This window comes from Haloferax sp. DFSO60, assembly GCF_046557615.1.
Lineage (GTDB): Archaea > Halobacteriota > Halobacteria > Halobacteriales > Haloferacaceae > Haloferax.
Map to the genome: position 1 here is coordinate 1,013,031 of NZ_JBKIII010000001.1, position 22,469 is coordinate 1,035,499.

At 60.8% G+C, this 22,469-nt stretch carries 27 protein-coding genes and 1 tRNA gene; 14 read left to right on the forward strand and 14 right to left on the reverse strand.

Annotated elements, in window-relative coordinates; all coding sequences use genetic code 11:
• Window positions 1-35: 35 nt before the first annotated feature.
• Both ACK509_RS05325 and ACK509_RS05330 read left to right on the forward strand, forming a co-directional pair.
• On the forward strand, window positions 36-563 hold the full coding sequence (locus ACK509_RS05325) for a CinA family protein (RefSeq protein ID WP_410765458.1): 528 nt from the start codon (window positions 36-38) through the stop codon (window positions 561-563).
• A gap of 57 nt (window positions 564-620) precedes the next feature.
• Window positions 621-1,145, forward strand: coding sequence for a metal-dependent hydrolase (locus ACK509_RS05330; protein WP_410765459.1), 525 nt, complete (start codon window positions 621-623; stop codon window positions 1,143-1,145).
• A 21-nt stretch (window positions 1,146-1,166) separates the two neighbouring features.
• On the opposite strand, the gene ACK509_RS05335 is transcribed toward ACK509_RS05330, so the two are convergent.
• Window positions 1,167-1,901, reverse strand: coding sequence for a PHP-associated domain-containing protein (locus ACK509_RS05335; RefSeq protein WP_410765460.1), 735 nt, complete (start codon window positions 1,899-1,901; stop codon window positions 1,167-1,169).
• 127 nt (window positions 1,902-2,028) lie between these two features.
• Between ACK509_RS05335 and ACK509_RS05340 the strand changes: the two genes are divergently transcribed.
• Window positions 2,029-2,331, forward strand: coding sequence for a hypothetical protein (locus tag ACK509_RS05340; RefSeq protein ID WP_410765461.1), 303 nt, complete (start codon window positions 2,029-2,031; stop codon window positions 2,329-2,331).
• Window positions 2,332-2,368: 37 nt separating this feature from the next.
• On the opposite strand, the gene ACK509_RS05345 is transcribed toward ACK509_RS05340, so the two are convergent.
• The 6 genes from ACK509_RS05345 to ACK509_RS05370 all read right to left on the reverse strand — a co-directional run bounded on the left by ACK509_RS05345 (window position 2,369) and on the right by ACK509_RS05370 (window position 8,234).
• Entirely contained in the window at window positions 2,369-2,821 is a 453-nt protein-coding gene (locus tag ACK509_RS05345; protein WP_390224074.1) for a transcription elongation factor Spt5, read from the reverse strand.
• Between the two features lies 1 nt (window position 2,822).
• Window positions 2,823-2,996 carry a protein translocase SEC61 complex subunit gamma gene (locus ACK509_RS05350; RefSeq protein ID WP_390224076.1) on the reverse strand — a complete coding sequence of 58 codons (174 nt, stop codon included), beginning with the start codon at window positions 2,994-2,996 and terminating at the stop codon, window positions 2,823-2,825.
• A gap of 148 nt (window positions 2,997-3,144) precedes the next feature.
• Complete coding sequence (ftsZ, locus tag ACK509_RS05355; RefSeq protein ID WP_410765462.1) at window positions 3,145-4,278, reverse strand: cell division protein FtsZ; 1,134 nt, start codon at window positions 4,276-4,278, stop codon at window positions 3,145-3,147.
• 155 nt (window positions 4,279-4,433) lie between these two features.
• Entirely contained in the window at window positions 4,434-5,753 is a 1,320-nt protein-coding gene (locus tag ACK509_RS05360; protein ID WP_410765463.1) for a D-aminoacyl-tRNA deacylase, read from the reverse strand.
• Between the two features lie 78 nt (window positions 5,754-5,831).
• Window positions 5,832-7,184 (reverse strand): sodium:calcium antiporter, encoded by a 1,353-nt coding sequence (locus tag ACK509_RS05365; protein ID WP_410765464.1) that lies wholly within the window; start codon window positions 7,182-7,184, stop codon window positions 5,832-5,834.
• Window positions 7,185-7,262: 78 nt separating this feature from the next.
• Window positions 7,263-8,234 (reverse strand): calcium/sodium antiporter, encoded by a 972-nt coding sequence (locus tag ACK509_RS05370; protein ID WP_410765465.1) that lies wholly within the window; start codon window positions 8,232-8,234, stop codon window positions 7,263-7,265.
• A gap of 150 nt (window positions 8,235-8,384) precedes the next feature.
• Between ACK509_RS05370 and ACK509_RS05375 the strand changes: the two genes are divergently transcribed.
• From ACK509_RS05375 to ACK509_RS05395, 5 genes are read left to right on the forward strand one after another with little or no spacing between them, the layout of a single operon-like run.
• On the forward strand, window positions 8,385-9,191 hold the full coding sequence (locus ACK509_RS05375; RefSeq protein WP_410765466.1) for a shikimate dehydrogenase: 807 nt from the start codon (window positions 8,385-8,387) through the stop codon (window positions 9,189-9,191).
• Between the two features lie 46 nt (window positions 9,192-9,237).
• A complete protein-coding gene (locus tag ACK509_RS05380) occupies window positions 9,238-9,981 on the forward strand; it encodes a helix-hairpin-helix domain-containing protein (RefSeq protein WP_410765467.1) in 744 nt (247 codons plus the stop codon).
• A gap of 54 nt (window positions 9,982-10,035) precedes the next feature.
• Window positions 10,036-11,541: an aminodeoxychorismate synthase, component I gene (gene pabB, locus ACK509_RS05385; RefSeq protein ID WP_410765468.1), complete on the forward strand. Its 1,506-nt coding sequence runs from the start codon at window positions 10,036-10,038 to the stop codon at window positions 11,539-11,541.
• Entirely contained in the window at window positions 11,538-12,203 is a 666-nt protein-coding gene (locus ACK509_RS05390) for an anthranilate synthase component II (RefSeq protein ID WP_410765469.1), read from the forward strand. The genes pabB and ACK509_RS05390 overlap by 4 nt, the downstream gene beginning before the upstream one ends.
• A complete protein-coding gene (locus ACK509_RS05395; protein ID WP_410765470.1) occupies window positions 12,200-13,072 on the forward strand; it encodes an aminotransferase class IV in 873 nt (290 codons plus the stop codon). Before ACK509_RS05390 ends, ACK509_RS05395 begins: the two co-directional genes overlap by 4 nt.
• Here ACK509_RS05395 and ACK509_RS05400 read toward each other — a convergent pair.
• From ACK509_RS05400 to ACK509_RS05420, 5 genes are all read right to left on the reverse strand, one after another.
• Window positions 13,069-13,485, reverse strand: a complete 417-nt coding sequence (locus ACK509_RS05400; protein ID WP_410765471.1) for a Rieske (2Fe-2S) protein — start codon at window positions 13,483-13,485, stop codon at window positions 13,069-13,071. The genes ACK509_RS05395 and ACK509_RS05400 overlap by 4 nt on opposite strands.
• A 186-nt stretch (window positions 13,486-13,671) precedes the next feature.
• Entirely contained in the window at window positions 13,672-14,190 is a 519-nt protein-coding gene (locus tag ACK509_RS05405; protein ID WP_410765472.1) for a DUF21 domain-containing protein, read from the reverse strand.
• Between the two features lie 315 nt (window positions 14,191-14,505).
• Window positions 14,506-14,580, reverse strand: a tRNA-Met gene (locus ACK509_RS05410).
• Between the two features lie 60 nt (window positions 14,581-14,640).
• A complete protein-coding gene (locus ACK509_RS05415) occupies window positions 14,641-15,108 on the reverse strand; it encodes a GtrA family protein (protein WP_410765473.1) in 468 nt (155 codons plus the stop codon).
• Window positions 15,101-15,883, reverse strand: a complete 783-nt coding sequence (locus ACK509_RS05420) for a glycosyltransferase (RefSeq protein WP_410765474.1) — start codon at window positions 15,881-15,883, stop codon at window positions 15,101-15,103. The genes ACK509_RS05415 and ACK509_RS05420 overlap by 8 nt, the downstream gene beginning before the upstream one ends.
• 92 nt (window positions 15,884-15,975) lie before the next feature.
• On the opposite strand from ACK509_RS05420, the gene ACK509_RS05425 reads away from it, so the two are divergent.
• Window positions 15,976-18,312, forward strand: a complete 2,337-nt coding sequence (locus ACK509_RS05425) for a DUF2298 domain-containing protein (protein ID WP_410765475.1) — start codon at window positions 15,976-15,978, stop codon at window positions 18,310-18,312.
• Here the strand turns inward: ACK509_RS05425 and ACK509_RS05430 are convergent.
• Window positions 18,309-18,572: an HAH_0734 family protein gene (locus ACK509_RS05430; protein ID WP_410765476.1), complete on the reverse strand. Its 264-nt coding sequence runs from the start codon at window positions 18,570-18,572 to the stop codon at window positions 18,309-18,311. The genes ACK509_RS05425 and ACK509_RS05430 overlap by 4 nt on opposite strands.
• A 171-nt stretch (window positions 18,573-18,743) precedes the next feature.
• Here ACK509_RS05430 and ACK509_RS05435 point away from each other — a divergent pair, with 171 nt between their 5' ends.
• The 5 genes from ACK509_RS05435 to ACK509_RS05455 are packed head-to-tail and all read left to right on the forward strand — an operon-like array spanning window position 18,744 to window position 21,031.
• The gene (locus tag ACK509_RS05435; RefSeq protein WP_410765477.1) at window positions 18,744-19,025 is read left to right on the forward strand and encodes a 50S ribosomal protein L44e; all 282 of its coding nucleotides are present in this window, start codon (window positions 18,744-18,746) and stop codon (window positions 19,023-19,025) included.
• A gap of 4 nt (window positions 19,026-19,029) precedes the next feature.
• Entirely contained in the window at window positions 19,030-19,221 is a 192-nt protein-coding gene (locus ACK509_RS05440; RefSeq protein WP_410765478.1) for a 30S ribosomal protein S27e, read from the forward strand.
• An 18-nt stretch (window positions 19,222-19,239) separates the two neighbouring features.
• On the forward strand, window positions 19,240-20,040 hold the full coding sequence (locus tag ACK509_RS05445; protein WP_410765479.1) for a translation initiation factor IF-2 subunit alpha: 801 nt from the start codon (window positions 19,240-19,242) through the stop codon (window positions 20,038-20,040).
• The gene (locus tag ACK509_RS05450; RefSeq protein WP_410765480.1) at window positions 20,040-20,219 is read left to right on the forward strand and encodes an RNA-protein complex protein Nop10; all 180 of its coding nucleotides are present in this window, start codon (window positions 20,040-20,042) and stop codon (window positions 20,217-20,219) included. The genes ACK509_RS05445 and ACK509_RS05450 overlap by 1 nt, the downstream gene beginning before the upstream one ends.
• A 50-nt stretch (window positions 20,220-20,269) precedes the next feature.
• Window positions 20,270-21,031 (forward strand): proteasome assembly chaperone family protein, encoded by a 762-nt coding sequence (locus ACK509_RS05455; protein ID WP_410765481.1) that lies wholly within the window; start codon window positions 20,270-20,272, stop codon window positions 21,029-21,031.
• Between the two features lie 57 nt (window positions 21,032-21,088).
• On the opposite strand, the gene ACK509_RS05460 is transcribed toward ACK509_RS05455, so the two are convergent.
• A complete protein-coding gene (locus ACK509_RS05460) occupies window positions 21,089-21,988 on the reverse strand; it encodes a PhzF family phenazine biosynthesis protein (protein WP_410765482.1) in 900 nt (299 codons plus the stop codon).
• Between the last annotated feature and the right edge of the window lie 481 nt (window positions 21,989-22,469).

A 22,469-nucleotide genomic window follows, 5' to 3' on the forward strand; every position in this document is an offset into this window, starting at 1 on the left:
GCGGGTTTTTCTTTCGCGCCGATGTCACTCTCTGTATGCGCGAGTTCGCACGCGACCCTCCAGTCGAAAAACGAGTCGGTGACCTGCTCCGCGAGGCTGGCCACACTATCGCCGTCGCCGAATCCTGCACCGGCGGCCTCATCGGGTCGCTGCTCACCGACGTGCCCGGTTCGAGCGACTACTTCGACCGCGGACTCGTCACCTACTCTTACGACGCCAAGCGCGCTCAGCTCGCAGTCTCACGAGAGTCGCTCGACGAACACGGCGCTGTCTCCGAACCCGTCGCCCGCGAGATGGCCGCTGGTGTTCGTGACGTAGCCGACACGACGTGGGGACTGGCGACGACCGGCATCGCCGGGCCGGGTGGCGCACTCCCCGGAAAGCCAGTCGGGACCGTCTTCGTCGGTGTCGCCTACGCCGCGCCGTGGGGAACTGGTGAGTCGTACACGCGCGTCGAGCGGTTCGAGTACGACGGGTCACGCACGCAGGTGAAAGAACAGATTGCTCGTGGCGCGCTCTCGCTCCTCGCCGAAGAAATCTCATCGACCAATCACGAACCGTAGCACCACGCCGACGTATGTGAGAAACCTTTGTATCGGGTGAGCAACCAGTCACCATACATGAACAAAAAAGGGCACGTCCTCAACGCAATCCTCCTCGCACTCGGATTAGGACTCATCCTCACTGTCGACCCGCGGAACTTTCAACCGACGACCGACTCGTTGTTCGCACTCGCCGAAAACATCGGCAGACTCTCGCTTCCAGTCGTCCTTGGCGCGCTCTTTCCCGACGTCGACACCGCCTTCGGCAAGCACCGCAAGACGCTCCACAACCTCCCGGTACTCGCCATCTTTCTCGCGTTCCCGCTCATCTTCGACAATCTGAACTACGTCTGGATTGGCGTCGCCACCCACTACGTCCTCGACATGGTCGGTTCGAAACGCGGTATCGCGCTGTTCTACCCGCTGTCGCCGCAAGAGTACGACCTGCCGACGGGTGTCGCAACGAGTTCGAAGCATGCGGATATCGTGACCGTCGTCATCACGGTCGCAGAACTCGCCGTCCTCGCCGGGGTTCACTACTACGTGTTCTCGCTCGACACGTCACTATCGTCGGCGACGACGGCGCTCAGCACGTTGCTGTAGTCCGGTACGTCTCGCAGTAACTCAGTAGACGCTTACGTCTTCGAACGCGCCGCGGTAGGCGATGTGGCGGGGATGGGTCGGTTCCATACCCGAAAGGAGGAGACGGTCGAACTTTCCCCACGAATTTTCGTAGCCGAGGTGAGCGAACTCGAGGAGTTCGCGCACTGTGTGGCCGACACCAGACCGACGCATGACGCGCCGGTCTACTTCGTCTGTGAGGGCGGTTACGAGGTCTGCTTCGGATTCGATTGGCTGGTCGAATTCGGTCCACGCCTCGCCGATGCTACTTCGGAGGTGAGCATACGACGACCCAAATCCGGGCAAGCCAGTCGCCTGCGAGATTTCACGCCCGCGACGGTTGTGTTTGCTAAAGGCCTTCGCGTTGTACGTCTCGACGGCGTGGAGTTGGTCACGGTGTTCTCGAATCTGTGCCTCAGAGAGGCTCACGTTCAGCAGTTCGGGGTGTGGAACGAGCGTCGCCGCGCCCTGTCGTTCGAACTCCGCGAGTGCGCCATCGAGCGTGATAAAGTCGGGGACGGGGTCCGAAAGTCCGATTACGAGGAGGTGCCGTCGGTCGTGCCACGGGCCGGTGAACACCTCGCGTGCGGGGACGACGAGCAACTCGTCGTCGGAAAATTCCTCGGCACGGGCACGGATATCGGGCAGGCGGACGAAGTGTGGCGCATACACCAACACGTCGATTCCTCGGCTCTTGGCGCGCGAGACGACGCGCTTGTCGAGGACTTTCACGTGCATATCGACTCGAGTTGGCGTGCGCGCGGTCACAGTCCACTGTCTGAACACGCGCCAGTTAGTGATTGCTATTTCGAAGACGAAAGCCAGTCGAAGAAACGATTTTGTTCCTCACCTTCGTGGGTCAACTATGACCCGGTGGAAATGCGGCATCGAGGGGTGCGATGCCCGGTTCGAAGACGTTGAGAGTACGATTATCCATCAGACGGTGGAACACGAGCGCCACGAGTGCAAAGTGTGCGGGACAATCGTGCCGGAGGGCTACTTTGCCATCCGTCACGCGTTCGACGAACACACGCGCGCTGAGTACGTCCGCGCCTACGAAGCAGACTCGACCGCAGTCCGAACCCGCGAAGACGTGAAAGGTGAAATCGAAGCACAGGCAAACCTCGGGAGCGTCGTGGCGCAACTCCGCGAACGGGGCGCGCTCTAAGCGAGCAGCGAGAAACCGAGAAGAGAGACAGAGAAGATTACCGCTCTTCGGAGTCGAGGACGCGAATCTGGTCCCCGCGAACCGTCACCGGAATCGGAACCGTCGCTTCGTACAGTTCGACGGTCACCTGATCTTTGGTCTCGTCGATACGCTGGACGCGTGCTTTTTCGCCCTTGAACGGACCAGCGATGAGTTCGACGATGTCGCCTTCTGCGATACCTTCCACGTCCGGCGTCGGCGAGAGGAAGTGCTCGACTTCCGCCATACTGGAGGTGCCGACGTGTCCGCCGCTCTCGACGAGCCCACGTGCGTGGGGAATCTCCTCGAGGACGCGCGAGACGATTGCGGAGTCCTCTGCTTCGACCATCACGTAACTCGTCAGCGAGTCAGGCGAGAGTACCGCGTGGATATCCTCGAACTGCTTCGTTGCAATCATGTCCGCGACCGTTCGCTCTTGGCGAGCGGTCGTCTTTACGGCGAAGATTGGCATCTCACAGGCCTCCGGGGAGGAAACTCATCACTGCGAAGATGATGAACCCGAGCAGGCCAACGAGGAAGATACCTGCACCGGCAATCTTCGCAATCTGAGAGAATTCTTGCCAAGACGGGGTACTCGCCAGTTTCAGTACCCGCACGTAGCTCGTAAGGTCGTACTTGACATCCATGTTAGTCGGCCCTATGGCTTCGGGCTTTTTCTATCTATTGATGCGTCTGAACGGGCGTGGTGAGAAAGCCGCCGAAAAACACGGCGCAATCGACAAGCATCGTGCTGGACGTGGCACGTGTCTGCCACCGTCTCGGGCACGAGCGGAGTTATTCGACGTAGTCGATGTCTTCGAGTCGGTCCTGTGCGGCTTGCTCCATCTGCTGGTTGCGGCCGTAGATTTGCGGCGATTCGACGCCGGTGACGACGATCATCGTCCGCATCATGCCTTCGAGGTCCTCGTCCACGGAGGTCCCCCAGATGATACGCGCGTCGGGGTCGATGCGGTCGTAAATCTCCTCGACCACACCTTCTGCCTCTTCGATGCTCATGTCCGACCCACCAGTGACGTTGACGAGCGCGGAGTTCGCACCCGAGATGTCCACGTCGAGCAGTGGCGAGCGGAGTGCGGATTTGACCGACTCTTGGGCTTTCGACTCGGAGTCGGATTCGCCGAGACCAATCATGGCGACGCCACCGCGTTCCATGACCGTCTTCACGTCGGCGAAGTCGAGGTTGACCAAGCCGGGTTTCGTGATGAGTTCAGTGATGCCCTTGACCGAGCGCATGAGAACTTCGTCGCTCACCTTGAACGCCTGTCGGACCGGAAGTTTGCCGACGGCGTCGAGGAGGCGGTCGTTCGGGACGACGATGACGGTATCAGAGACGTCACGGAGACGTTCGAGACCGGCTTCGGCGTTCGTGCGGCGGACTTCACCTTCAGCGGTGAATGGCGTCGTGACGATAGAGATGGTGAGCGCGCCGGATTCGCGGGCGGCCTTGGCGACGACAGGTGCAGAACCGGTCCCCGTTCCACCGCCGAGACCAGCCGTGACGAACACCATATCGGAGCCTTCGATTGCGTCGTAAATCTCTTCTTGCGATTCGATGGCGGCCTCCTCGCCCACCTGCGGGAGGGACCCGGCACCGCGGCCTTGGGTCTTCTCTTCGCCCATCAGAATCTTGGTGTCGGCGTCGATTTCCACCAAGTGCTGGACGTCCGTGTTGGCGGCGACCAACTTTGCACCCTTGATTCCTTCTTGGTGCATGCGATTGACGGTGTTGCCACCTGCACCGCCGCACCCGACGACCGTAATGTTCGTTTGCAGGTCTTTGAGGACCGCTTTCAGTTCATCGTCCGTCATGGTTCCGGACCGCTTGACACCGGTTGGGTCGCCCACCTCGGGAGTCCCATCCCCCATGTCCTCGGCCTCATCGATTGCGTCACCGACGATAGAGTCCATATTTGTGGACGCTTTTCGGAGGGTGGCTAATTATCTTTCTCCCTCACGTCAGACATCTGTCTGACGGAGGGTGATAATTCCACACATCATGCGCCCGAAACCATAGAATTATACACGATTATGCACACATTAACGTCAGAAGAGCGGAACGAACCTCACAGTTCGAACGACATTCGTTGCTCGCGCGAGACGTCCGCGGGCGTGATTCGTGTCCCGTCCATCTCGACCGCTTGGCCGGATGCGAGCATCCCGAATTTCGGTCCCTCTGGGACACCTAATTCGTGTGCGGCGGCGGGGTCGAACGTGGAAGTCTCTGCGAGGACGCGCCCATCCGCGCGAGTGACAGTATCGTATTTTTCGCGGAGTACGTCACACAGTTCCGTCACGAGTCGGTCGTAACCGCCTTCGGTGACTGCTGCGCGTCCCACCGCGCGCGCGCCGCCTTCGGTCGTCTGAAACGCGACCGTCGAGTCGTGAACGACCTCGAGCGACCTGTCGAGGTCGATGCCCTGTGCCTCCCCGAGGAGACCATCGGGGAGCGAGACGATATCGTAGTCTGGCGCGGAGACGTGCGCGCCGAATCTGAGTCCGCGTTCGATGCTTGTGAGCGCGGCCTCCAAGTCGCGCACGCGGTCGAGTTCGACACCGACCGTCTCGCGAACCCACGTCTCCGAGACGACGCGGTAGCCCATGTCGTCGAGCACTGTCGCAAGGTCGTCGCGGTCGCCATCGACGAGCGCGATGTCGGTCGCCGACGCTTCGAAGGCGCGACAGAGTACGTCTCTGTTCTCGTCTGGTGCGCCCATCGCCTTCAGTTGCCAGTCGGCAGCGATGTGGCCCACACACCAGTCCGTCTCGGTGAGGACGCGCTCGAAGCGCGGTGCGTAGTGGCCACCGCCGAAGCCAACGAGTTGGCGGTCAGCGTCGGGTTCGACACCCTCGATGTCGAGGACGGCGTGGGCGACTGCGCGCGCGCCCTCGGGGTCTTCCCACTCGGATTCGTCGCTGCCGAGTTCGACGAACATCGACGGGATGGTCATCTCGGTCGGGCCGTGGTGAGTCGCTTCGATATCGACTTCGTAGCCGTCGGGAGCGTGTTCGCGGAGAGCGGCGACGACGGCACGCTGTGCATTCGGGCAGGCGCGGGCGAACCGACCGGACTCACCACCGTAGTCTGCTGGGCCGAAATTTCCCGTGAAGTGCGCGGTGAGAAGCGGTCCGGTGTCTCCAGCGTGGCGCGAGACGATTGCGACGAAATCAGGTTCGGTAGAGAACACCGCAGTGGGGTCTTCGAGGTAGATGTGGAGGCCCTCGAACTCACGGAGTTCGAAGCCGCCGTCTCGATAGTAAGTTCCGCCCCCTTCGGCGTCTGGTCGTTCATCGTCGTGTGCTTCTGTCCAGTCGCCGAGGTCCAACAGGTGTTCGCCGATGTGGGCGGAGGCGCTGTCGGCACGGCTGACGACGATTCCAATCACGATTTGTGGTGCGCCGAGCGGTGCGAAAAGAGCGTCGGAAACGGCGAACGAGGAGGAACTCCCGTTCGGTGAGCCGATTCAGTCGTTTGCGGCCGGGGCGGACTCCTCGCGTTCGTAGTCACCGCGGACGCGACGAATGGAGAGTCGGGCCACCTTGGCGAGTTCGTGGCGTCGGAGTACGAACAGCGCCGTACCGAGGACCATGTAGATGACCGAGAAGCCGAACAGGGCGGTCGGTCCATCGAACGTCACCATACCGAGTCCGGGGATTGGCAGCGTGACGACCATGCCGGTGACCGAGTAGACGAACTGCGCGAGGAACAGGACGAGCAACGCCAGAGCCTCGCGGACACTCAGCGAGAAGGTGATGAGCAGTGCCAGTGCGAAGTAGCTCTGTGCGGCCGTCAGCCAGATTTCACCCTGTTGGTGAACGTCGAGTGGGAGTGGCGCATAGAACCCGAGTGAGAGGCTGTAGACGAGGACGAGCGTCCCGATGAGGAGTGTCCACTGGTTCAGCTTCGAGGAGATGAGCGCGTTGAAGCCAGCGGTCGAACGGGCTTTGTTCACCAGATAGGCGACGACGATGAGTTCGGGACTCTCACTGGCGAGCGGGGCGACCCACTGAATCATCAAGAACGGCGGGATACCGACTGCCGTACCAAGGTCTTCGAGGCCGTGGGCGAACGGTTCGACGGCGACGAGGATGACCATCCCAGAGAAGACGAACAACGTGAGCGTCGTGGCGATGCGCTTGAATTTCGGATACGACTGCAGATACGCCGGGACTCCGATTTGTTCTTCGTGCTCGTGCGGGGCGTTTATCGCCGCCAAGATGTACGCGAGGTAGAGGCCGACGAGAATCGCCATATCGAGCGCGCCGATGCCTCCACCGAGCGGGACGAAGAAGGCGTAGATGGTCGCTGCGAATAGGAACAGAATTTCGACGGAGATGTCCTTGTCGAGATTGACGACCGAGGAGAAGAACCCACCGCGGGACTCGACGGCCGTATCACCGGTGACCTTCGCACGATAGACGGTAAACAGGGCGATTGCCGACCAGCCGATACCGATGAGAATCCGATTCGCACCGGTCATGTTTGCGACTGCGAGACTCGCCGCCTCGGCAGATTCGGGTGTTCCGGGATTGATACCGGCTTCCCACGCGTAGAGCGCGTCAATGGCGTACTCAGGAGCAACCGCGAGGACGGCGAGGACGGCGAGCGCGAATGCACGTGGAACGTCGGCTTCTGCCGTCTCTGCACCCCACGCGAGGAGGAACGAGGCACCGAGGACTGCGATACCACTCAATGCAACCGTGGTACCAGTTGTGAGCGGGACACCGAAGAGTGTGTGTAGCCCGAGCCACGGGGCTGTCAGGAGGGCCGCACCGAAGACTGCGACCAGTGGGTGACTCAGTTGTCTTCGTACCATACTGCATACAAAAGCGAGTGCAAAACCAGTAGCTCTTTTGTTTCGAGTACGGCGAAGACCGGAGCCGACAGCGACCCGCTAGGGGAGAATCAACCAGAAGAAGACGAGGTAGCCCCCGACGAGGATACCACCGTCGAATCGAGAGATATTCCGGTTGTGGAACATCAGTGCGATGACCCCGAAGGTGAAGACGAGGAGTGCGGGGAAGTCGAGCGAAAGCGTACTCGAAGAGACAGGAACCGGAACCATGATTGCAAAGATAGACAGCACAGCGACAATGTTGTAGATGTTCGACCCAACAACGTTCCCGATACTGAAGTCAGATTCACCGCGAACAGCACTAATGACCGAGGCGGCGAGTTCCGGCAACGAAGTGCCAAAAGCCAAGATGGTGAGACCGATAAAGCGAGGACTGAACCCGAACGAGGCGAGGAGTCCTTGACCACCTTGGATGAGTGCGCGCGAACCAATAAAGAGCAGAACCAGTCCTGCGACGAAGTACAGAACGTCTTTGAGCGTCGCTGAGACCTCTTCTTCGTCTTCGATGTCGATTTCATCAGCACCCATCACGTCACCCTGCGTTGCACGGGCGCGATAGATGAGATAGCCGGTGAATGCGATAAGAATCATCAACAAAGTAACACCATCAATCGAAGAGAGGTTGCCATCCATCCCGAGTACGACGACTGCGACGGCGGCGGTGACCATGAACGGGATATGTCGGCGGAGCGTGGTCGACGAAACATCCATGGGCTGAATAATCGCCGAGAGACCGAGGACGAGTCCGATGTTTGCGATGTTGGACCCGACGATTGCTCCGAGACCGAGGTCAGAGCTGTATCCAAGTCCACTGAGAATCGCAACGAAGAGTTCGGGAGTTGACGTTGCAAACGCTACGATAGTGACGCCGACGATTGCCGCACGTAGGCCCAATCCGATAGCGAGTCGTGCAGCGCCCTCGACCAGTGCTTCCGCACCGAGGTAGAGACCGACGATACCGGCCACGAGAAGCACGGCATCAAAAGAGAGGACAGTTGCGAGTGTAAGCATGTACGCGCCAGTAGAACTACCGGGAACTAAAAGCGCGCCGGTCCACGAAGTCGTCAGCTAAATTTCAACTTTATTCCAGATAATCACCCGTTATCGGCGGAATCAGACGCGGACGGGTGAATTATGTCGGTGGCGAAGGTCACCCACGATATGGACGTCTATGGGCTTGTCGGCAACCCAGTCGGTCATTCGTTGTCGCCGCCGATGCACGAGGCCGCCTACGAAGCGACCGGACTCGACGCGCGTTACGTCACGTTCGAACCCGCAACAGACGAAATCGCCCGCGCCATCGACGGCGCAGACGCACTCGGAATCGCTGGACTGAACGTCACGATTCCGTTCAAGCAAGACGTACTCGACATCGTGGAACCTGACCCGCTGGCCGAGCGTATCGGCGCGGTCAACACGGTTGCCTTCGGCGAGGGGGCACCGAAAGGCTACAACACCGATGCCGCAGGTGTCGTTCGCGCGTTCGAACACCACGACGTCGAGTTGAACGGGACGACCGCAGTCGTCGTCGGTGCGGGTGGCGCAGGCCGTGCGGCGGCCTTCGCACTCGCCGACGCCGGTTCGAAGGTCCACATCGCCAATCGAACCGCGGAAAAAGCACGCGAACTCGCCGCTGTCGTTCCAGATGCAACCGGGGGTGGCCTCGATACGCTCGACCAAATCCGAGACGCCGACGTACTCGTCAATGCGACCAGCGTCGGGATGGAAGCACCGGACGAAACACCGGTTCCTGCGGAATTCTTGCATTCGAACCTCGCCGTTCTCGATGCAGTGTACGCACCGCTCGAAACGCGATTACTGAAAGACGCCGACGCCGTTGGGGCGGTGACGGTCGATGGTGCGTGGATGCTCCTCTTGCAAGGTGCGGTCGCATTCGAGCACTGGACCGGTCTCGATGCACCCATCGAAGTGATGAATCAAGCCCTCCGTGCCCGTCTCACCGCCTAATCAGGCCGCTTGCTTTTAAATAACACCGTCACATAGGTGCAAGCATATGGGTTTGCTTGACAGTATCTCATCCCTCTTGAAATCGCTCCTTGGACGCGGAACGTCGTCCGACGCAACGAACGGACGTGACGCCGATGCGACGGTTACCGTCGAGCGTGACACACGAAGAGAGCAAACAGCAACGCCGGAACCCGATGTCGAATCTGAATCGGCCGTCAAAGAGCCAGTCGAAGAAACCGACGAAGCCGAAGAGACTGAGGAAGTCGCCGAGGCTGAAGAAGCAGATGACGACGAGGAAGTCGTCATCGAAGAAGCCGAAACGGGCGTCGCTGAGGACGCAACGAGTGAGGACAGTGACGAAGAAGCCGAGGCCGACACCGAAGCAGAACCAGAAGGAGACGCTGAATCCGTCGAGTCGGAAGAATCCGAGGAATCGGCTGTGGAAGCAGAACCCGAAACCGATGACGTGGGTGACGCAGAAGCAGAGTCGGACACCGAGGACGAATCTGAAGAAGAGGCGGTAGACGAAGAAGTCGCCGAAGACCTCGAAGAACCTGAGGAAGAAGCAACCGAATCGGCAGACGAAAAAGAACCAGAAGCCGCCGACGAAGACGTCCCATCGGTCGATACGGTTCGCGGAATCGGCCCTGCATACGCAGAACGTCTCTCTGATATCGGCATCGAAACCGTCGCGGACCTCGCAGGTGCCGACGCCGACGACGTTGGCGACGATATCGACGTCTCGCCGAAACGCGTCCAGCGCTGGATCGACCGCGCGAACGAGCAATAACACCCGCTGAGACGTCACGAAACCGTTTACCGCTCGGACAAACTGGTTCGTGTAATGACTGTCCCGACCGTCGTGACCGACCGCGACGAGTTTTCTGCGACTGCTGTGGACGCTCCCGACGGCGCGCGCGTCCCCATCGAAGTTTCGGTCCGGGTTTCCGACCCCTTCGAGGCTTATCTGCGCGCTCGGCGAGCGACTGGTGGCTTCTTCTACGAGACGACCGGCGGCCAACCCGGATGGGGTGCGTTCGGTGTCGAACCACTCGAACACGTCACGCTTTCTTCTGACTCAGAACTGAGCGACGATGCATCCGCTCCGACCCTCACCGAACTCGAATCACTCGCAGACGAAGAGACACTGATTCGCGGAGGGTGCGACGTTCCGTACCCCTGTGGTCTGTTTGGATGGCTCTCGTACGACGTTGCGCGCGAAATCGAGTCGCTCCCAGAGAGTGCCGACGACGACCGGCACCTTCCGACGCTCGAACTCGGGAAATACGACCTCGTCGCCTCGTGGGACGAACCCCGTGCGGGCGACGCGCGTCTTCGAATCACCTGCTGTCCGCGTATCGAACCTGATTCGAATCTGGATGCGGTGTACGACGCCGCGCTCGACCGAGCAAAGACGTTCGCTACTGAAGCAATCGAAGGCGAACCGCTCGATGTCGAAGCGCCCGTCGCGGCCGACGAAGGGCGATTCGAGAGCGACTGTGGCCGCGAGGTGTTTGCCGACCGCGTTCGCGCCGCAAAGCAGTACATCCGCGATGGCGACACCTTCCAAGCGAACCTCTCACAGCGATTGGTCGCACCCGCCGCAGTCCACCCGGTCGATGCCTACGCTGCCCTCCGGCGCGTGAACCCCGCACCCTACTCCGGCCTCCTCGAATTCCCCAGTGCCGATCTCGTGAGTGCGAGTCCGGAACTGCTCCTCCGAGTCGATGGCGACCGGTTAGAGACCGAACCGATTGCAGGAACGCGCCCCCGAGGCGACACCGAAACAGAAGATGCCGCGCTCGAAGCAGACCTCACGACAGACGAGAAGGAGCGCGCAGAACACGCGATGCTCGTTGACCTCGAACGCAACGACCTCGGAAAAATCTGCGAATACGGCACGGTCGAAGTGAGTGAGTACCGTCGTGTGGACCGCTACTCCGAGGTGATGCACCTCGTCTCGTTGGTCGAAGGCCAACGCAAGTCCGAGACGACCCTCGCCGATGCCATCGCTGCGGTGTTCCCCGGTGGGACCGTCACGGGCGCACCAAAGCCCCGGACGATGGAAATCATCGACGAACTCGAAGCGACCCGGCGCGGCCCCTACACCGGGAGTATGTTCGCCATCGGGTTCGATGGGCGGGCGGTCCTCAACATCATCATCCGGACGCTCGTCCGCCAACGCGACGAGTACCACCTGCGCGTCGGCGCAGGAATCGTCCACGACTCCGACCCGAACAGCGAGTACGACGAGACACTCGCCAAAGGTCGGGCACTCATCACCGCCATCGACGACGCACTCGGCGACCGCGCGGCGCTGACGATGGACACGATGGAGGTCGAACAGTGACCCGAATCCTCGTCATCGACAACTACGACTCCTTCGCGTACAACCTCGTCCAGTTCGTCGGCGAGGCCGTCGAAGTACAGACGGCCGGGGGCAACGATTCGACCGCCGAGGCGACCGTCGATGTCTACCGAAACGACGCGCTGACAATCGAAGACATACGAGACATCGACCCTGACGGCATCGTCATCTCGCCCGGCCCTGGCACACCCGACGACGCGGGCGTCTCGATTCCGGTGTTTTCGGAACTCGACTACCCCACCCTCGGCGTCTGTCTCGGGCACCAATCGCTGTGTGCCGCACTCGGTGCGCCCGTCGGCCATGCACCCGAAGTCGTCCACGGAAAGCCCTCACTCATCGAACACGACAGGAAGGGCGTCTTCGCGGACCTCCCGCCGCAAATCGAAGTTGGACGATATCACTCGCTCGCGGTCGAAGACGCAGACGTACCCGACGAGTTGGTCGTCACGGCCCGGACGGTCGGTACCCCTGATGGCGGCAAAATCGAGAACGTCGTCATGGGCGTTCGCCACCGCGAAAAGCCGCATATCGGCGTCCAGTTCCATCCCGAAAGCATCCTCACGGAAGGTGGCAAGACCATCGTCCAAAACTTCGTGAAACTCGCAAGCGAAGCCGACTCGAAAGTTGTGCGGGGTCAACAGTGAGCGACCTCCAGTACTACGTCGATGGCGAGTTCTCTCCGGCAGACGAGGCGTCGATTCCAGTCACCGACCGAGGGTTTCTCTACGGCGATGCCGCCTTCGAGACGCTTCGGGCCTACGGCGGCGAGGTGTTCCACTGGGACGCACACGCCGAGCGACTCGCCGAAACGTGCGACGTGTTGGGGCTGGACCACGGCCTGAGCGAGGGAGAATTGAAAGAGCGTATCGACGCGACGCTGGCCGAAAACGACCTCGACGAGGCCTACGTCAGGCTCTCGATTACGCGCGGGACACAGGCCGGGCGACTCACACCCGCAGACGTGGTCGAGCCGAGGGTCGTCGTCATCGTCGAACCCCTCGCACGCGGCGGGCGCGACTCAGAATCGGTGTGGGACGGCCCTGCAACCGTCCAGACGGTCAAGACGCGCCGGGTTCCAGACCGAGCGGTTCCTGCGCGGGCGAAGACTCACAACTACCTCAATGGAATTCTCGCTCGCCTCGAACTCCGGGTGACCGGCGCAGACGAAGCACTCATGCTCGATTCGGAAGGGTACGTCACCGAAGGCGCGACGAGCAACCTCTTTTTCGTCCACGACAACGCGCTCTGCACGCCGAGCCTAGACGGGCCGGTCCTCCCCGGCATCACTCGCCGAGTCGTCCTCGATTTAGCTCGCGACGAGGGAATTCCAATTCGAGAGCGCCGTTTCACACCAGACGACGTGCGTGAGGGCGACGAAGCGTTTCTCACGAATTCGACGTGGGAACTCCGACCCATCGAGACGGTCGATGGAATCGGCATCGGCGGCGGGCCGGTGACGACGCTCCTCTCACGACTCTACGACGAGTACGTCGAAACGCGGCACTATTACTAGAATTCGACGTTCGAACTCGAGGTGCGGTCGGCGGGGTCTTTCTCGATACCACCCGCACCGACGAAGTCGAACTTCTCGTCCGAGAGGAACACGTGGTCGCCATCGACGGTGATGTCGATATCGTCGAGGTAGGCACCTTCGCACGGCCCGTAGTTGCAGTAGCCCGAATCGGCTTCGAAGTACGCACCGTGGTTTTCGCAGATGAGTTCGCCGTTGCGCATCGACGCACCCGAGCCTTTGTCGATTTTGATGTGCGTCAGGTGCATGCAGTAGTTGAGCCAGCCGCGGAGTTCGCCGTCTGTTCGCACGAGGATGGCTTCGCGTTCCTCGTCATCGGCGTCGCGGACGCGAAACAGAAACGTCGTGTCTGCCGGGACGTCTTCGACCGAGCAGATACGTTCGAGGTCGCTCATTGGTACTGGGTTGGAACGCGGGTGAAAATGCGCTTCGGATTTGGGAGGTCGATTCCGAGGCCCTGTGGAAATTATGTGAACTTGATAGATGCGTCGTGTTGAATACAGGGCGCGAGTCTTGCACGGCACCCGCTCCAACATCTGGGTGTAGATTGGGTCAATACAGTCTGAGGAGAGGACGGTCGCTCAGTCTTCGAGATATGACTTCTCGATATTCTGGTCGCCCCCAATAAGTGTCGTCAGCCACCGGGTGGCGATATCGAACACCGCGACGAGTGGCCCCAGTGCGCGTTCAACGTACGAAATCGGGCGCGCGACGCGGAGACTCCAGGACTTTGCATGAGCGAGTCCATAGGATTTCGGTACGATTTCTCCGAAGACGAGGACGAGAACGCTCACGCTGAGTGTCGCAATCACGACGGTAAAACCGGGAGGGAGAAACCGCGCGACCAGAAGTGTGACGATGCTGGTGATGGCGATGTTGACGAGGTTGTTTCCGACCAACAGCGTGACAAGGAGTCGGTGCGGGTTCGCGCGGAGTTGTTCGAGCCTGTGGCTTTCGGTCGAACTGTTGTCCGTCGCGGTCTGCACCCATTCATCCGGGAGCGAAAAGATAGCTGACTCACTACTAGAGAAGAACGCACTCAATGCCAACAGAATCACGACTGCGATAAGTGACGGTACCAAAATCGAGTATGTATTCATACATCACTCATACGCCAGAAGGTGTATGAAAACCCGTGATTGGGTCCCACTCAACTGCCCCGCTGATTCAGTAGGCAATACCTGAAAGAAGCAGGGTGCTGTGCTGACGTCATGCTCTCTATTCACCACAGTCACCGAGACCTGTCACCGAGTTAGATATTCAAGGAAGTCACTCAGCAAGAACAGAGCGGGAGGTAGATTTGAACCCCAGTCGCTGGCGCTCCCACGTTCAAACTACCACGTTGCAACCCTCACAGAATCAAGTCGGAGCGACGCGATGAAACGCGTCGCTTGGGATTGTGAGTTCAGGAGAAGTAGCGGGAGGTAGATTTGAACTACCGATCTCCGGGTTATGAGCCCGGCGGAATCTCCTGGCTATCCCATCCCGCTGAATCAACAAAAGCGACGTTTATTGTTAAGGCTTCTGTTTCGACCGCCGTGTGTCAATTTTCACCGTGTCTCGTCGTGACCCGAATGGGTCCCAACACGCCACGTGAACAGGGTTTCTGTGACGTAATTCAGGAACATCGAGGCACCGATTGCGAGGGGAAGTGGGATGAGCGCCCAGAGGTCGATACCGAAGACCGGAATCGAAATCGGAATCTCCCGAAAGCCGCGGACGACGAGTACCTGCACGAGCAACCCGCCACTCCGGACGAAATTCGACTTGAGGAATCGCCGAAGCTTCGCAGTGAGACCATCTGCACCGGCGTCGGCGAAGGTCCACCGGTCGTTGATGAGAAACATCACGATGATGGCGACTTCCGCGCCAGCGAGTTTGGCAACCTCGCCGACGACGCCGAAGAGAACGATAAGCAGACTGCTCACCGTGAGGTCGAACATCGCCCCGACGAGACCGACAGACGCGAACTTACCGAATCGAACCCCAGAGACGAGTGTATCGAGCCGATTAGTCATCGGTCGCCTCAGAGAACTCGTCGATGAGGGCGTGCTGGTCGCGCCGTGCGGCAATGAGTTCGTGCAGGCGGTCCTGTCGAATCGTCCGTGCGCGATGGCGAGAACGCAGGAGGCCGCGGCCCATCTTGAACGTCGTCTCGATTGGTGAGACCGTCGAGTTGGGCGCGTCTTCCCAGACGACTGGAATCTCGGCGACGCGGTGGCCGAAGGCACCCGAGACGGCGACAAGTTCGATATCCCACGCAAATCCGGGTTCGTAGAGGTGTTCGCGCACGTCCGCCCACGCCGCCGCGTGGATGGCTTTCGACCCGCACTGGTAGTCGTAGAGTGGGACGTCGAGCAGACGCCGGGCGAGCCATGCGAAGCCATCACCGAGGTAGCGACGGGCGATAGTTTGATGTGATGCGATGGTCGCCTCCGGGTGTCGGCGCGACCCGACCCCCAGGTCAGCACCGTCGCGGACGGCCGAGACGACGGCGGCGATGGAGGAGGCCGGGGTGCTACCGTCGGCGTCGGCGAACGCGAGAATATCGGTATCGAGTGCTTCGAACCCGGCGGTGATGGCCGAACCTTTCCCGCGGCGAGCGTCCACGGCGTTCACGATAGCAACATCGGGGAGGGCATCAAGGGCGGAGAGCGTCTCCGTCCGTGGGGCGTCGAGTTCGACGCGAACGACCGTCGGGTCGAGGGCCTCGACGAGGTCACGGACGTAGGGGACGAGACGTTCGGGGTCGGGCCGATACGCAGGAACGACGACCCCGACAGACTGCGACATAAGGAGACATTCTCCAAACTGAGTAAAAAGCCAACCGCTCTTTGCCCGCCATCCATAACACGTATTGCATCGGACGAACGTTCAACTGACAGATGGAATACGCCCTCGTTGTCCGGTGGTTGGTGGTGTTTGCGGCACTCTGGGCGGTCGGGTTACCCCTGTCTGCTCGTCTGTTTCGTCGCCTCCCCGGAAGCGCCCCCGGATTCACGCTCCCCGTCGTCTTCGTCGCGCTCGCCCTCCCAATCTACTACGTCGGCCACCTCGCGTTCGGCCCGTCCACACTGCTCATGGCAGTCCCGTTACTGGTCGCACTCTCAGCCGCCGCCGGACTCGACTTCGAAGCCCTCCAATCGCGGTCGGTCCAACTCGCACCAGACCTCGATATCGACCGCCGAGCAGTCGCCGAGGCGGCCGTCGTCTTCGCCATCGCGTTCCTCTTCGCGGTGGCGTTGCGCGCGCTCGACCCGGCGGTACACGCGGGGGGCGGCGAGAAATTCCTCGACTTCGGACTTCTCAAATCACTCTCCCGCGCGGCGGTGCTTCCACCCGAGGACATGTGGTTCGCCGGTGAACCGGTGAAGTACTACTTCGGTGGCCACCTCGTCGCCATCATCCTCGCGTGGCTCACGGGGACGACCCCAGAGTTCGCGTACAACCTCGCACTCGCCGGGTTCTTCGGGATTCTCGTCACCGGCGCCTACGAGTTGGGCCGGTCAATGTCGGTCATTCAAGGTGCAAACGGTCGTCTCGGTGGGTTGCTCGCAGCCTTCTTCGTCGGCTTCGCCAGCAACCTCGCTACTGCGGGTCGGTTCGCACTGGGCGTCCTCCCAGAAGGTCTCAAACGACCGCTCGTGCAGGCAATCGCCGACAACACACAGTACACGACCGAGCAGGTACTTGCGGGGACTGCAGACTTCTCCTACTGGCATGCGAGTCGCGTGATTCCCGGCACAATCAACGAGTTTCCGCTCTTTGCGTGGCTGAACGGCGACCTGCACGCACACATGATGGGAACGCCATTCCTCCTACTCGCCGCCGGGTTTGCACTGGCGTACTTCCGGACTCCCGAATCAGACGTGTGGGAGCGACGCCTGCTCGTGGTCGCCACGATTTTCCTCGGTGCCCTCCAGTTCGTCGTCGATACGTGGAGTTTCCCGTCAGTCTTTGGCGTACTCTTCCTTGGAGTCGTCTTCGCGCCCGCGCGCCCGTGGTCTGTGTTTACTGACCGCTTCTCGGGGCAATTTGAGGACAACCCGGTCGCGGGTGAGGCTTCGAGACTGCTCGGAACGACGGTACTCGTCGGTGTCGCGGGCGTCGTCGCGCTCGTCCTCGCGAGTCCGTTCCTCCTCGGAACCGTCGCCGGAAGCGGAAGCGAGCGAACCGTCGAAGTCCTGCTTCCCACGAACCGAAGCGGGTTCGGCGTGCTGTTTCTCGTCCACGGTGCGTTCCTCACGGCCTTTGGACTTCACTACGCGAGCCAACTCGGTGGCAAAGCGTCGCTCCGAGTTGGTCTCGGTGTTCTCGCCATCGGCGTCGTCGCCCTCCTCCAGTCGTTTTCGGCGCTCGCGCTCGTGATTCCGTTCATCGTCGTCGGCTGGGTCATCCTTCGCGCACGTGAGAACCCGCGATTCGAGACGGTTCTCGTCATCGCCGGTGCGGGACTCGTCGCACTCGTCGAACTCATTTACGTAAACGAGCAGGCCGGACCGGGGCGGATGAACACGGTGTTCAAGACGTACATGCAGGTGTGGGTACTGTGGGGCGCGGCGATGGGACCGGTGCTTGCCACACTCGTCCGCGACGCGGCCGAGAAGACTACGCTGTCGGTACCGAAACTCGACTTTCGAATTTCATCGGGCGCACTCCGCACCGTTGCAGTCGCGGTGGTCGTCGTCTTGGTCGCATCTACGTCGGTTTACGGCACGCTCGCCGTCACCGACCACACGAACTCGCCACGCGAGGAGGCGACGCTCGATGCGACTGCGTTCGCAGAGTGGTGGCACGAAGACGAAGCGACGGCAATCGACTGGCTCGATGCCGAAGTCGAAGGGAACCCGACGATTCTCACCGCGCCCGGGACCAAGTGGTCGGCGACGCTCGACGACCAACGCGAATACGTCATGTACGCCTGGCGCGGCAATCCCGAGTCGAGTCTGACGGGGATTCCGACCGTTGCCGGGTGGGCACACGAAGTCGGCTATCGTGGTCCGGAGGCGTACTACGACCGCGTGCGCGACGTGGATGCGATGTACGTCGGTGACGACGCCACGCGGCGGCAACTCGTCGAGCAGTACGACGTGCAGTACGTGTGGGTCGGTCCCGGTGAGAACGCCCGCTACGGGAGCATCGAGACGGACGTGCCGTGGCTCACAGAAGTGCACCGCTCGGGGTCCGTCGTGGTGTACGAAGTAGAAGAAGACGCGCTTTAGGCGCTTGCGCCGCTCTTGCTGACGACCTCGATGGCCTCGGCATCGACGCCTTCGGTGTCCAGCCAGTGCGGGACGAACTCACGCTTTTCGAACGCTTCGCGCTCGTCTTCCGTGCCGACGGTACACCAGAGCTGGACGCGCTCGGGGCCGTGCCATTCGCCCTGTTTGTCGATAGAGAACAGAACGTACTCCTCGCCGTCGTAGTTGATGACGCCATCGCGTCGAACGCCGGGGTCCCCGTGGATGATGAGCTTCTTCATGCGCCCGGATTGGTACACACGTCGCTTAATCGCTTCGGCTTTGGGTTTCGCCAAGGGGTAGTGTGGGGCGTTGACATACACCGAATCAGGGTACAGAAGGCCCGTTGAGGGCCGCGGCGAACCAAACGGGTTTTAACGCACCATGTCGAATCCCCCACAAGGTCGATATCTATGCAGATGCCACGCCGTTTCAACACGTATTGTCCCCACTGCCAGTCTCACAGCGAGCACGAAGTGGAGAAAGTCCGGACGGGACGCCCGACCGGCATGAAGTGGAACGCCCGTCAAACGCGACGCGGCAAAGCAACCATCGGTAACGCCGGTAAGTTCTCCAAGGTTCCTGGTGGAGACAAGCCGACGAAGAAGACGCACCTGAAGTACATTTGCTCGGACTGCGGCAAAGCCCACATGCGGAAAGGATGGCGCGCAGGCCGACTCGAATTCCAGGAGTAAATCAATGGCAGGAAACTACTACAAAGTCGCATGCCCCGACTGTGGCAACGAACAGATTGTCTTCGGAAAAGCCTCCTCGGTCGTCAGCTGTGCCGTCTGTGGCACGACGCTGGCATCCCCGACGGGCGGCAACGCTGAATTCCACGGTGAGGTCGTCGAGACCGTCGAAGACCGTGGCAACAAGGTCGAGGCATAACGGTTCGGAGGAACCCGTATGAAGTACAGCGGATGGCCTGACCCCGGTGAACTCGTCGTTGGCAAGGTCGATGAAATTGCAGACTTCGGTGTCTTCGTAGACCTCGAAGAGTACGAAGACAAGCGCGGACTCGCCCACATCAGCGAAGTCGCCAGTGGGTGGATTAAGAACGTCCGCGACCACGTCCGCGAAGGACAGACAGTCGTTGCCAAAGTCCTCGAAGTGAACGAGAGTTCCCAGCAGATTGACCTCTCGATCAAGGACGTCAACGAACACCAGCGGAAGGAGAAAATCCAAGAGTGGAAGAACGAGCAGAAGGCCGACAAGTGGATGGCGCTCGCCTTCGGAGAGGACATCTCCGACGAAGCGTACGGTGCCATCGCAAACGCCCTGCTCGCCGAGTACGACACGCTCTACGACGGCTTCGAACAAGCGGCAATCCACGGCACAGAAGCGCTCGTGGACGTCGACCTCGACGACGACGAAGTCGAGACCATCGTCGAAACTGCCAGACAGAACGTCTCTGTTCCGTACGTCAACGTCACCGGCTACGTCGACCTGCGTTCACCCGCGGGCGACGGCGTCGACGACGTGAAAACGGCGCTCAAAGCCGCCGAAGGCGACGGTGAAATCAGCGACGAAATCGAACTTGCTGTCACCTACGTCGGTGCGCCCGAATACCGCATCAAGGTGAAAGCCCCCGACTACAAGACGGCAGAGTCGGCGCTCGAAGCGAGCGTCGCCCGTGCCCGCGAAGCCATCGAGGCAGAAGGCGGCACCGCGGACTACCACCGCGAACGCAGCGGCGACGAAGAGTAATGAAATCTGACATTCGGGTGTGTGGTGCGTGGCGCGACCACCACGACCGCCCGGTGTACACCCTTTCTTCTACCTGTCCGGAGTGCGGTGCCGAAACGAAGAACAGCGCGCCCGCTCCGTTCAACCCCGAAGACCCCTACGGCGACTATCGCCGCGCACGGAAACGTCGCGTCGAATAATCGACGGGACGACCGACGCCCTCTTTACCGGGGCGTTCGGTCGTACGTGCATGGACGACATCGAAATCGAGGCTGTCGAAGAGGTCACACTCTCCGAGCCGGTGCTCATCGAAGGGCTTCCGGGCGTCGGCAACGTCGGCAAGCTTGCAGTCGAACACTTGTTAGAAGAGTTCGAGGATGCAACGCTCGTTCGACGCGTCTACGCCGACGTGTTTCCCCCGCAGGTGACAATCGAAGATGGCGTCGCCGAGTTGACCCACGTCAAACTCCACGCCGTCGAGACGCCCGGTGACGGTCCGGACCTGTTGCTTCTCACCGGTGACCACCAAGCGCAGTCCAACGAGGGTCACTACCACCTCACCGACGTATTCCTCGATATCGCCGAGGAGTTCGACGTCGAACGCGTGTTCGCACTCGGCGGCGTTCCGACCGGTGAACTCATCGACGAGCCATCGGTCCTCGGTGCGGTCGCCAACGAGTCGCACGTCGAAGCACTCGAAGAGGCGGGCGTCGAGTTCCGCGAAGACGAACCCGCAGGCGGCATCGTCGGTGTCTCCGGCCTCCTCTTAGGGATGGGGAGCCGTCGCGGCTTCGATGCGGCGTGCCTGATGGGCGAGACGAGCGGCTATCTCGTCGACCCACACAGCGCGCAAGTCGTCATCGAAGTCCTGCAAGACGTGCTGTCGTTCGAAGTCGGATTCGAGGCACTCGAAGAGCGTGCCGACGAGATGAAAGAAGTCGCAGAGAAGATTCAGGAGATGCAGCAACAACAGAGCCTTCCGAGCGATGACGACCTGCGCTACATCGGATAAACAGCGCCGTCGTCCACGACGAGCGCCGTCACTGACGGACTCGGGTGCAAATCACGGTTACGCCTCGATGATGTCGTCGTCCCCGTATTCAGGAATCGAAATCTTCCCATCGAGCGACTGCACCGCGGTTCCACCGACGCGAACGCGCTCTGCGACGCGCACGGAGACGTTGCTCGGGCGGTCGATGAAGTGGCCTTGTTCGAATCGGAGTTCGTCCGGAAGCGTGTCGAACGCGCCGAAGCGGTCGAGATACGCGCCGCAGGCACCGCTCGCGGTTCCCGTCGCAGGGTCTTCCGGGATGCCGACGCTCGGCGCGAAACATCGGGCGTGGAGCGTCGATTCCGCGTCGATGGCGTCGAACGTGAAGGCGTAGATGCCAGCGGCGTCGTGTTCGTCGGCGAGGTCAGCGATAGCTTGCTGGTCGGGTGAGGCCCCCGAGAGGTGTTCGAGGAAGTTGACGGGAACGACGAGGAACGGAAGACCGGTCGATGCATGGGCGATAGGGAGGTCCGCGCCAACGTCTTGGAGCGCCGCAGGGTCGATACCGAGCGCAGTGGCGACGCGCTCGTACTCGATATCGAGTTGGGTGACCGTGGGCGCGTTCTGCGCCATCCAGACCATTCCCGAATCTTCGACCGAGATATCGAGCGTGCCGACGTTGGTCTCGAGCGAGTAGTCGCCTGCTTCGAGCGCGCTATCGGCGAAGAGGTGGGCAAACGAGGCGATAGTGGCGTGGCCGCACAGGTCGATTTCCTGTGTGGGCGAGAAGTAGCGGATTCGGTAATCGGCGGTGGACGACGAGCAGACGAACGCAGTCTCGCTCGCGCCGAGTTCTGCGGCGACCGCGCGCATCTGGTCATCGTCGAGGCCGTCTGCGTCGGGAACGACACCCGCAACGTTGCCTGTGAGCGATTCTGACGTGAACGCATCGACGAGGAGCGCGCGTCGGCTATCCATGCACTGCGCTCTCTGTGGCGACGTATCAAACCTGTTGGTCGCGGGTCAAGGAATGTGGGAGGATGAGTAGGTATGAGCGGGGAGTGTAACGACAGTCACTCACGCCCGGGTCCAACGGACTCCGGATGGCGCGTGACGCGCACCATCACCGTGCATCATCTCGCGCATGTTCATACAGGCTGGGCAGCCGATGACTTCGTTCGCTTCGTTACCGAACACCCGGACGAAGTCGCGGGACACGAATTCTCCGCAGTTTCCACAAGTATGCATTATTGTTCACCAGCAACCTCCGCTACTCACCCATCAGACATAACTATGCTCCTTGTTAGCATGCGTTATACACTGCCTGAAAATCTCGCATTCTGCATTAAGAGACCATTAACACCGGAATGTGGCCGGTGTGGGTATGTTCCTCATACCAAAGACGAGTCGTACAGATTAAAGGGTGTCAGGCACGGCAATACGGACGGTGAACGGAAGT

Excerpts from the sequence above, each read along its gene's own strand:
- ACK509_RS05325 (WP_410765458.1), top strand. The coding sequence starts at position 36 with ATGCGCGAGTTCGCACGCGACCCTCCAGTCGAAAAACGAGTCGGTGAC.
- ACK509_RS05330 (WP_410765459.1), top strand. The coding sequence starts at position 621 with ATGAACAAAAAAGGGCACGTCCTCAACGCAATCCTCCTCGCACTCGGA.
- ACK509_RS05335 (WP_410765460.1), bottom strand. The coding sequence starts at position 1,901 with ATGCACGTGAAAGTCCTCGACAAGCGCGTCGTCTCGCGCGCCAAGAGC.
- ACK509_RS05340 (WP_410765461.1), top strand. The coding sequence starts at position 2,029 with ATGACCCGGTGGAAATGCGGCATCGAGGGGTGCGATGCCCGGTTCGAA.
- ACK509_RS05345 (WP_390224074.1), bottom strand. The coding sequence starts at position 2,821 with ATGCCAATCTTCGCCGTAAAGACGACCGCTCGCCAAGAGCGAACGGTC.
- ACK509_RS05350 (WP_390224076.1), bottom strand. The coding sequence starts at position 2,996 with ATGGATGTCAAGTACGACCTTACGAGCTACGTGCGGGTACTGAAACTG.
- ftsZ (WP_410765462.1), bottom strand. The coding sequence starts at position 4,278 with ATGGACTCTATCGTCGGTGACGCAATCGATGAGGCCGAGGACATGGGG.
- ACK509_RS05365 (WP_410765464.1), bottom strand. The coding sequence starts at position 7,184 with ATGGTACGAAGACAACTGAGTCACCCACTGGTCGCAGTCTTCGGTGCG.
- ACK509_RS05370 (WP_410765465.1), bottom strand. The coding sequence starts at position 8,234 with ATGCTTACACTCGCAACTGTCCTCTCTTTTGATGCCGTGCTTCTCGTG.
- ACK509_RS05375 (WP_410765466.1), top strand. The coding sequence starts at position 8,385 with ATGGACGTCTATGGGCTTGTCGGCAACCCAGTCGGTCATTCGTTGTCG.
- ACK509_RS05380 (WP_410765467.1), top strand. The coding sequence starts at position 9,238 with ATGGGTTTGCTTGACAGTATCTCATCCCTCTTGAAATCGCTCCTTGGA.
- pabB (WP_410765468.1), top strand. The coding sequence starts at position 10,036 with ATGACTGTCCCGACCGTCGTGACCGACCGCGACGAGTTTTCTGCGACT.
- ACK509_RS05400 (WP_410765471.1), bottom strand. The coding sequence starts at position 13,485 with ATGAGCGACCTCGAACGTATCTGCTCGGTCGAAGACGTCCCGGCAGAC.
- ACK509_RS05405 (WP_410765472.1), bottom strand. The coding sequence starts at position 14,190 with ATGAATACATACTCGATTTTGGTACCGTCACTTATCGCAGTCGTGATT.
- ACK509_RS05415 (WP_410765473.1), bottom strand. The coding sequence starts at position 15,108 with ATGACTAATCGGCTCGATACACTCGTCTCTGGGGTTCGATTCGGTAAG.
- ACK509_RS05420 (WP_410765474.1), bottom strand. The coding sequence starts at position 15,883 with ATGTCGCAGTCTGTCGGGGTCGTCGTTCCTGCGTATCGGCCCGACCCC.
- ACK509_RS05425 (WP_410765475.1), top strand. The coding sequence starts at position 15,976 with ATGGAATACGCCCTCGTTGTCCGGTGGTTGGTGGTGTTTGCGGCACTC.
- ACK509_RS05430 (WP_410765476.1), bottom strand. The coding sequence starts at position 18,572 with ATGAAGAAGCTCATCATCCACGGGGACCCCGGCGTTCGACGCGATGGC.
- ACK509_RS05435 (WP_410765477.1), top strand. The coding sequence starts at position 18,744 with ATGCAGATGCCACGCCGTTTCAACACGTATTGTCCCCACTGCCAGTCT.
- ACK509_RS05440 (WP_410765478.1), top strand. The coding sequence starts at position 19,030 with ATGGCAGGAAACTACTACAAAGTCGCATGCCCCGACTGTGGCAACGAA.
- ACK509_RS05445 (WP_410765479.1), top strand. The coding sequence starts at position 19,240 with ATGAAGTACAGCGGATGGCCTGACCCCGGTGAACTCGTCGTTGGCAAG.
- ACK509_RS05450 (WP_410765480.1), top strand. The coding sequence starts at position 20,040 with ATGAAATCTGACATTCGGGTGTGTGGTGCGTGGCGCGACCACCACGAC.
- ACK509_RS05455 (WP_410765481.1), top strand. The coding sequence starts at position 20,270 with ATGGACGACATCGAAATCGAGGCTGTCGAAGAGGTCACACTCTCCGAG.
- ACK509_RS05460 (WP_410765482.1), bottom strand. The coding sequence starts at position 21,988 with ATGGATAGCCGACGCGCGCTCCTCGTCGATGCGTTCACGTCAGAATCG.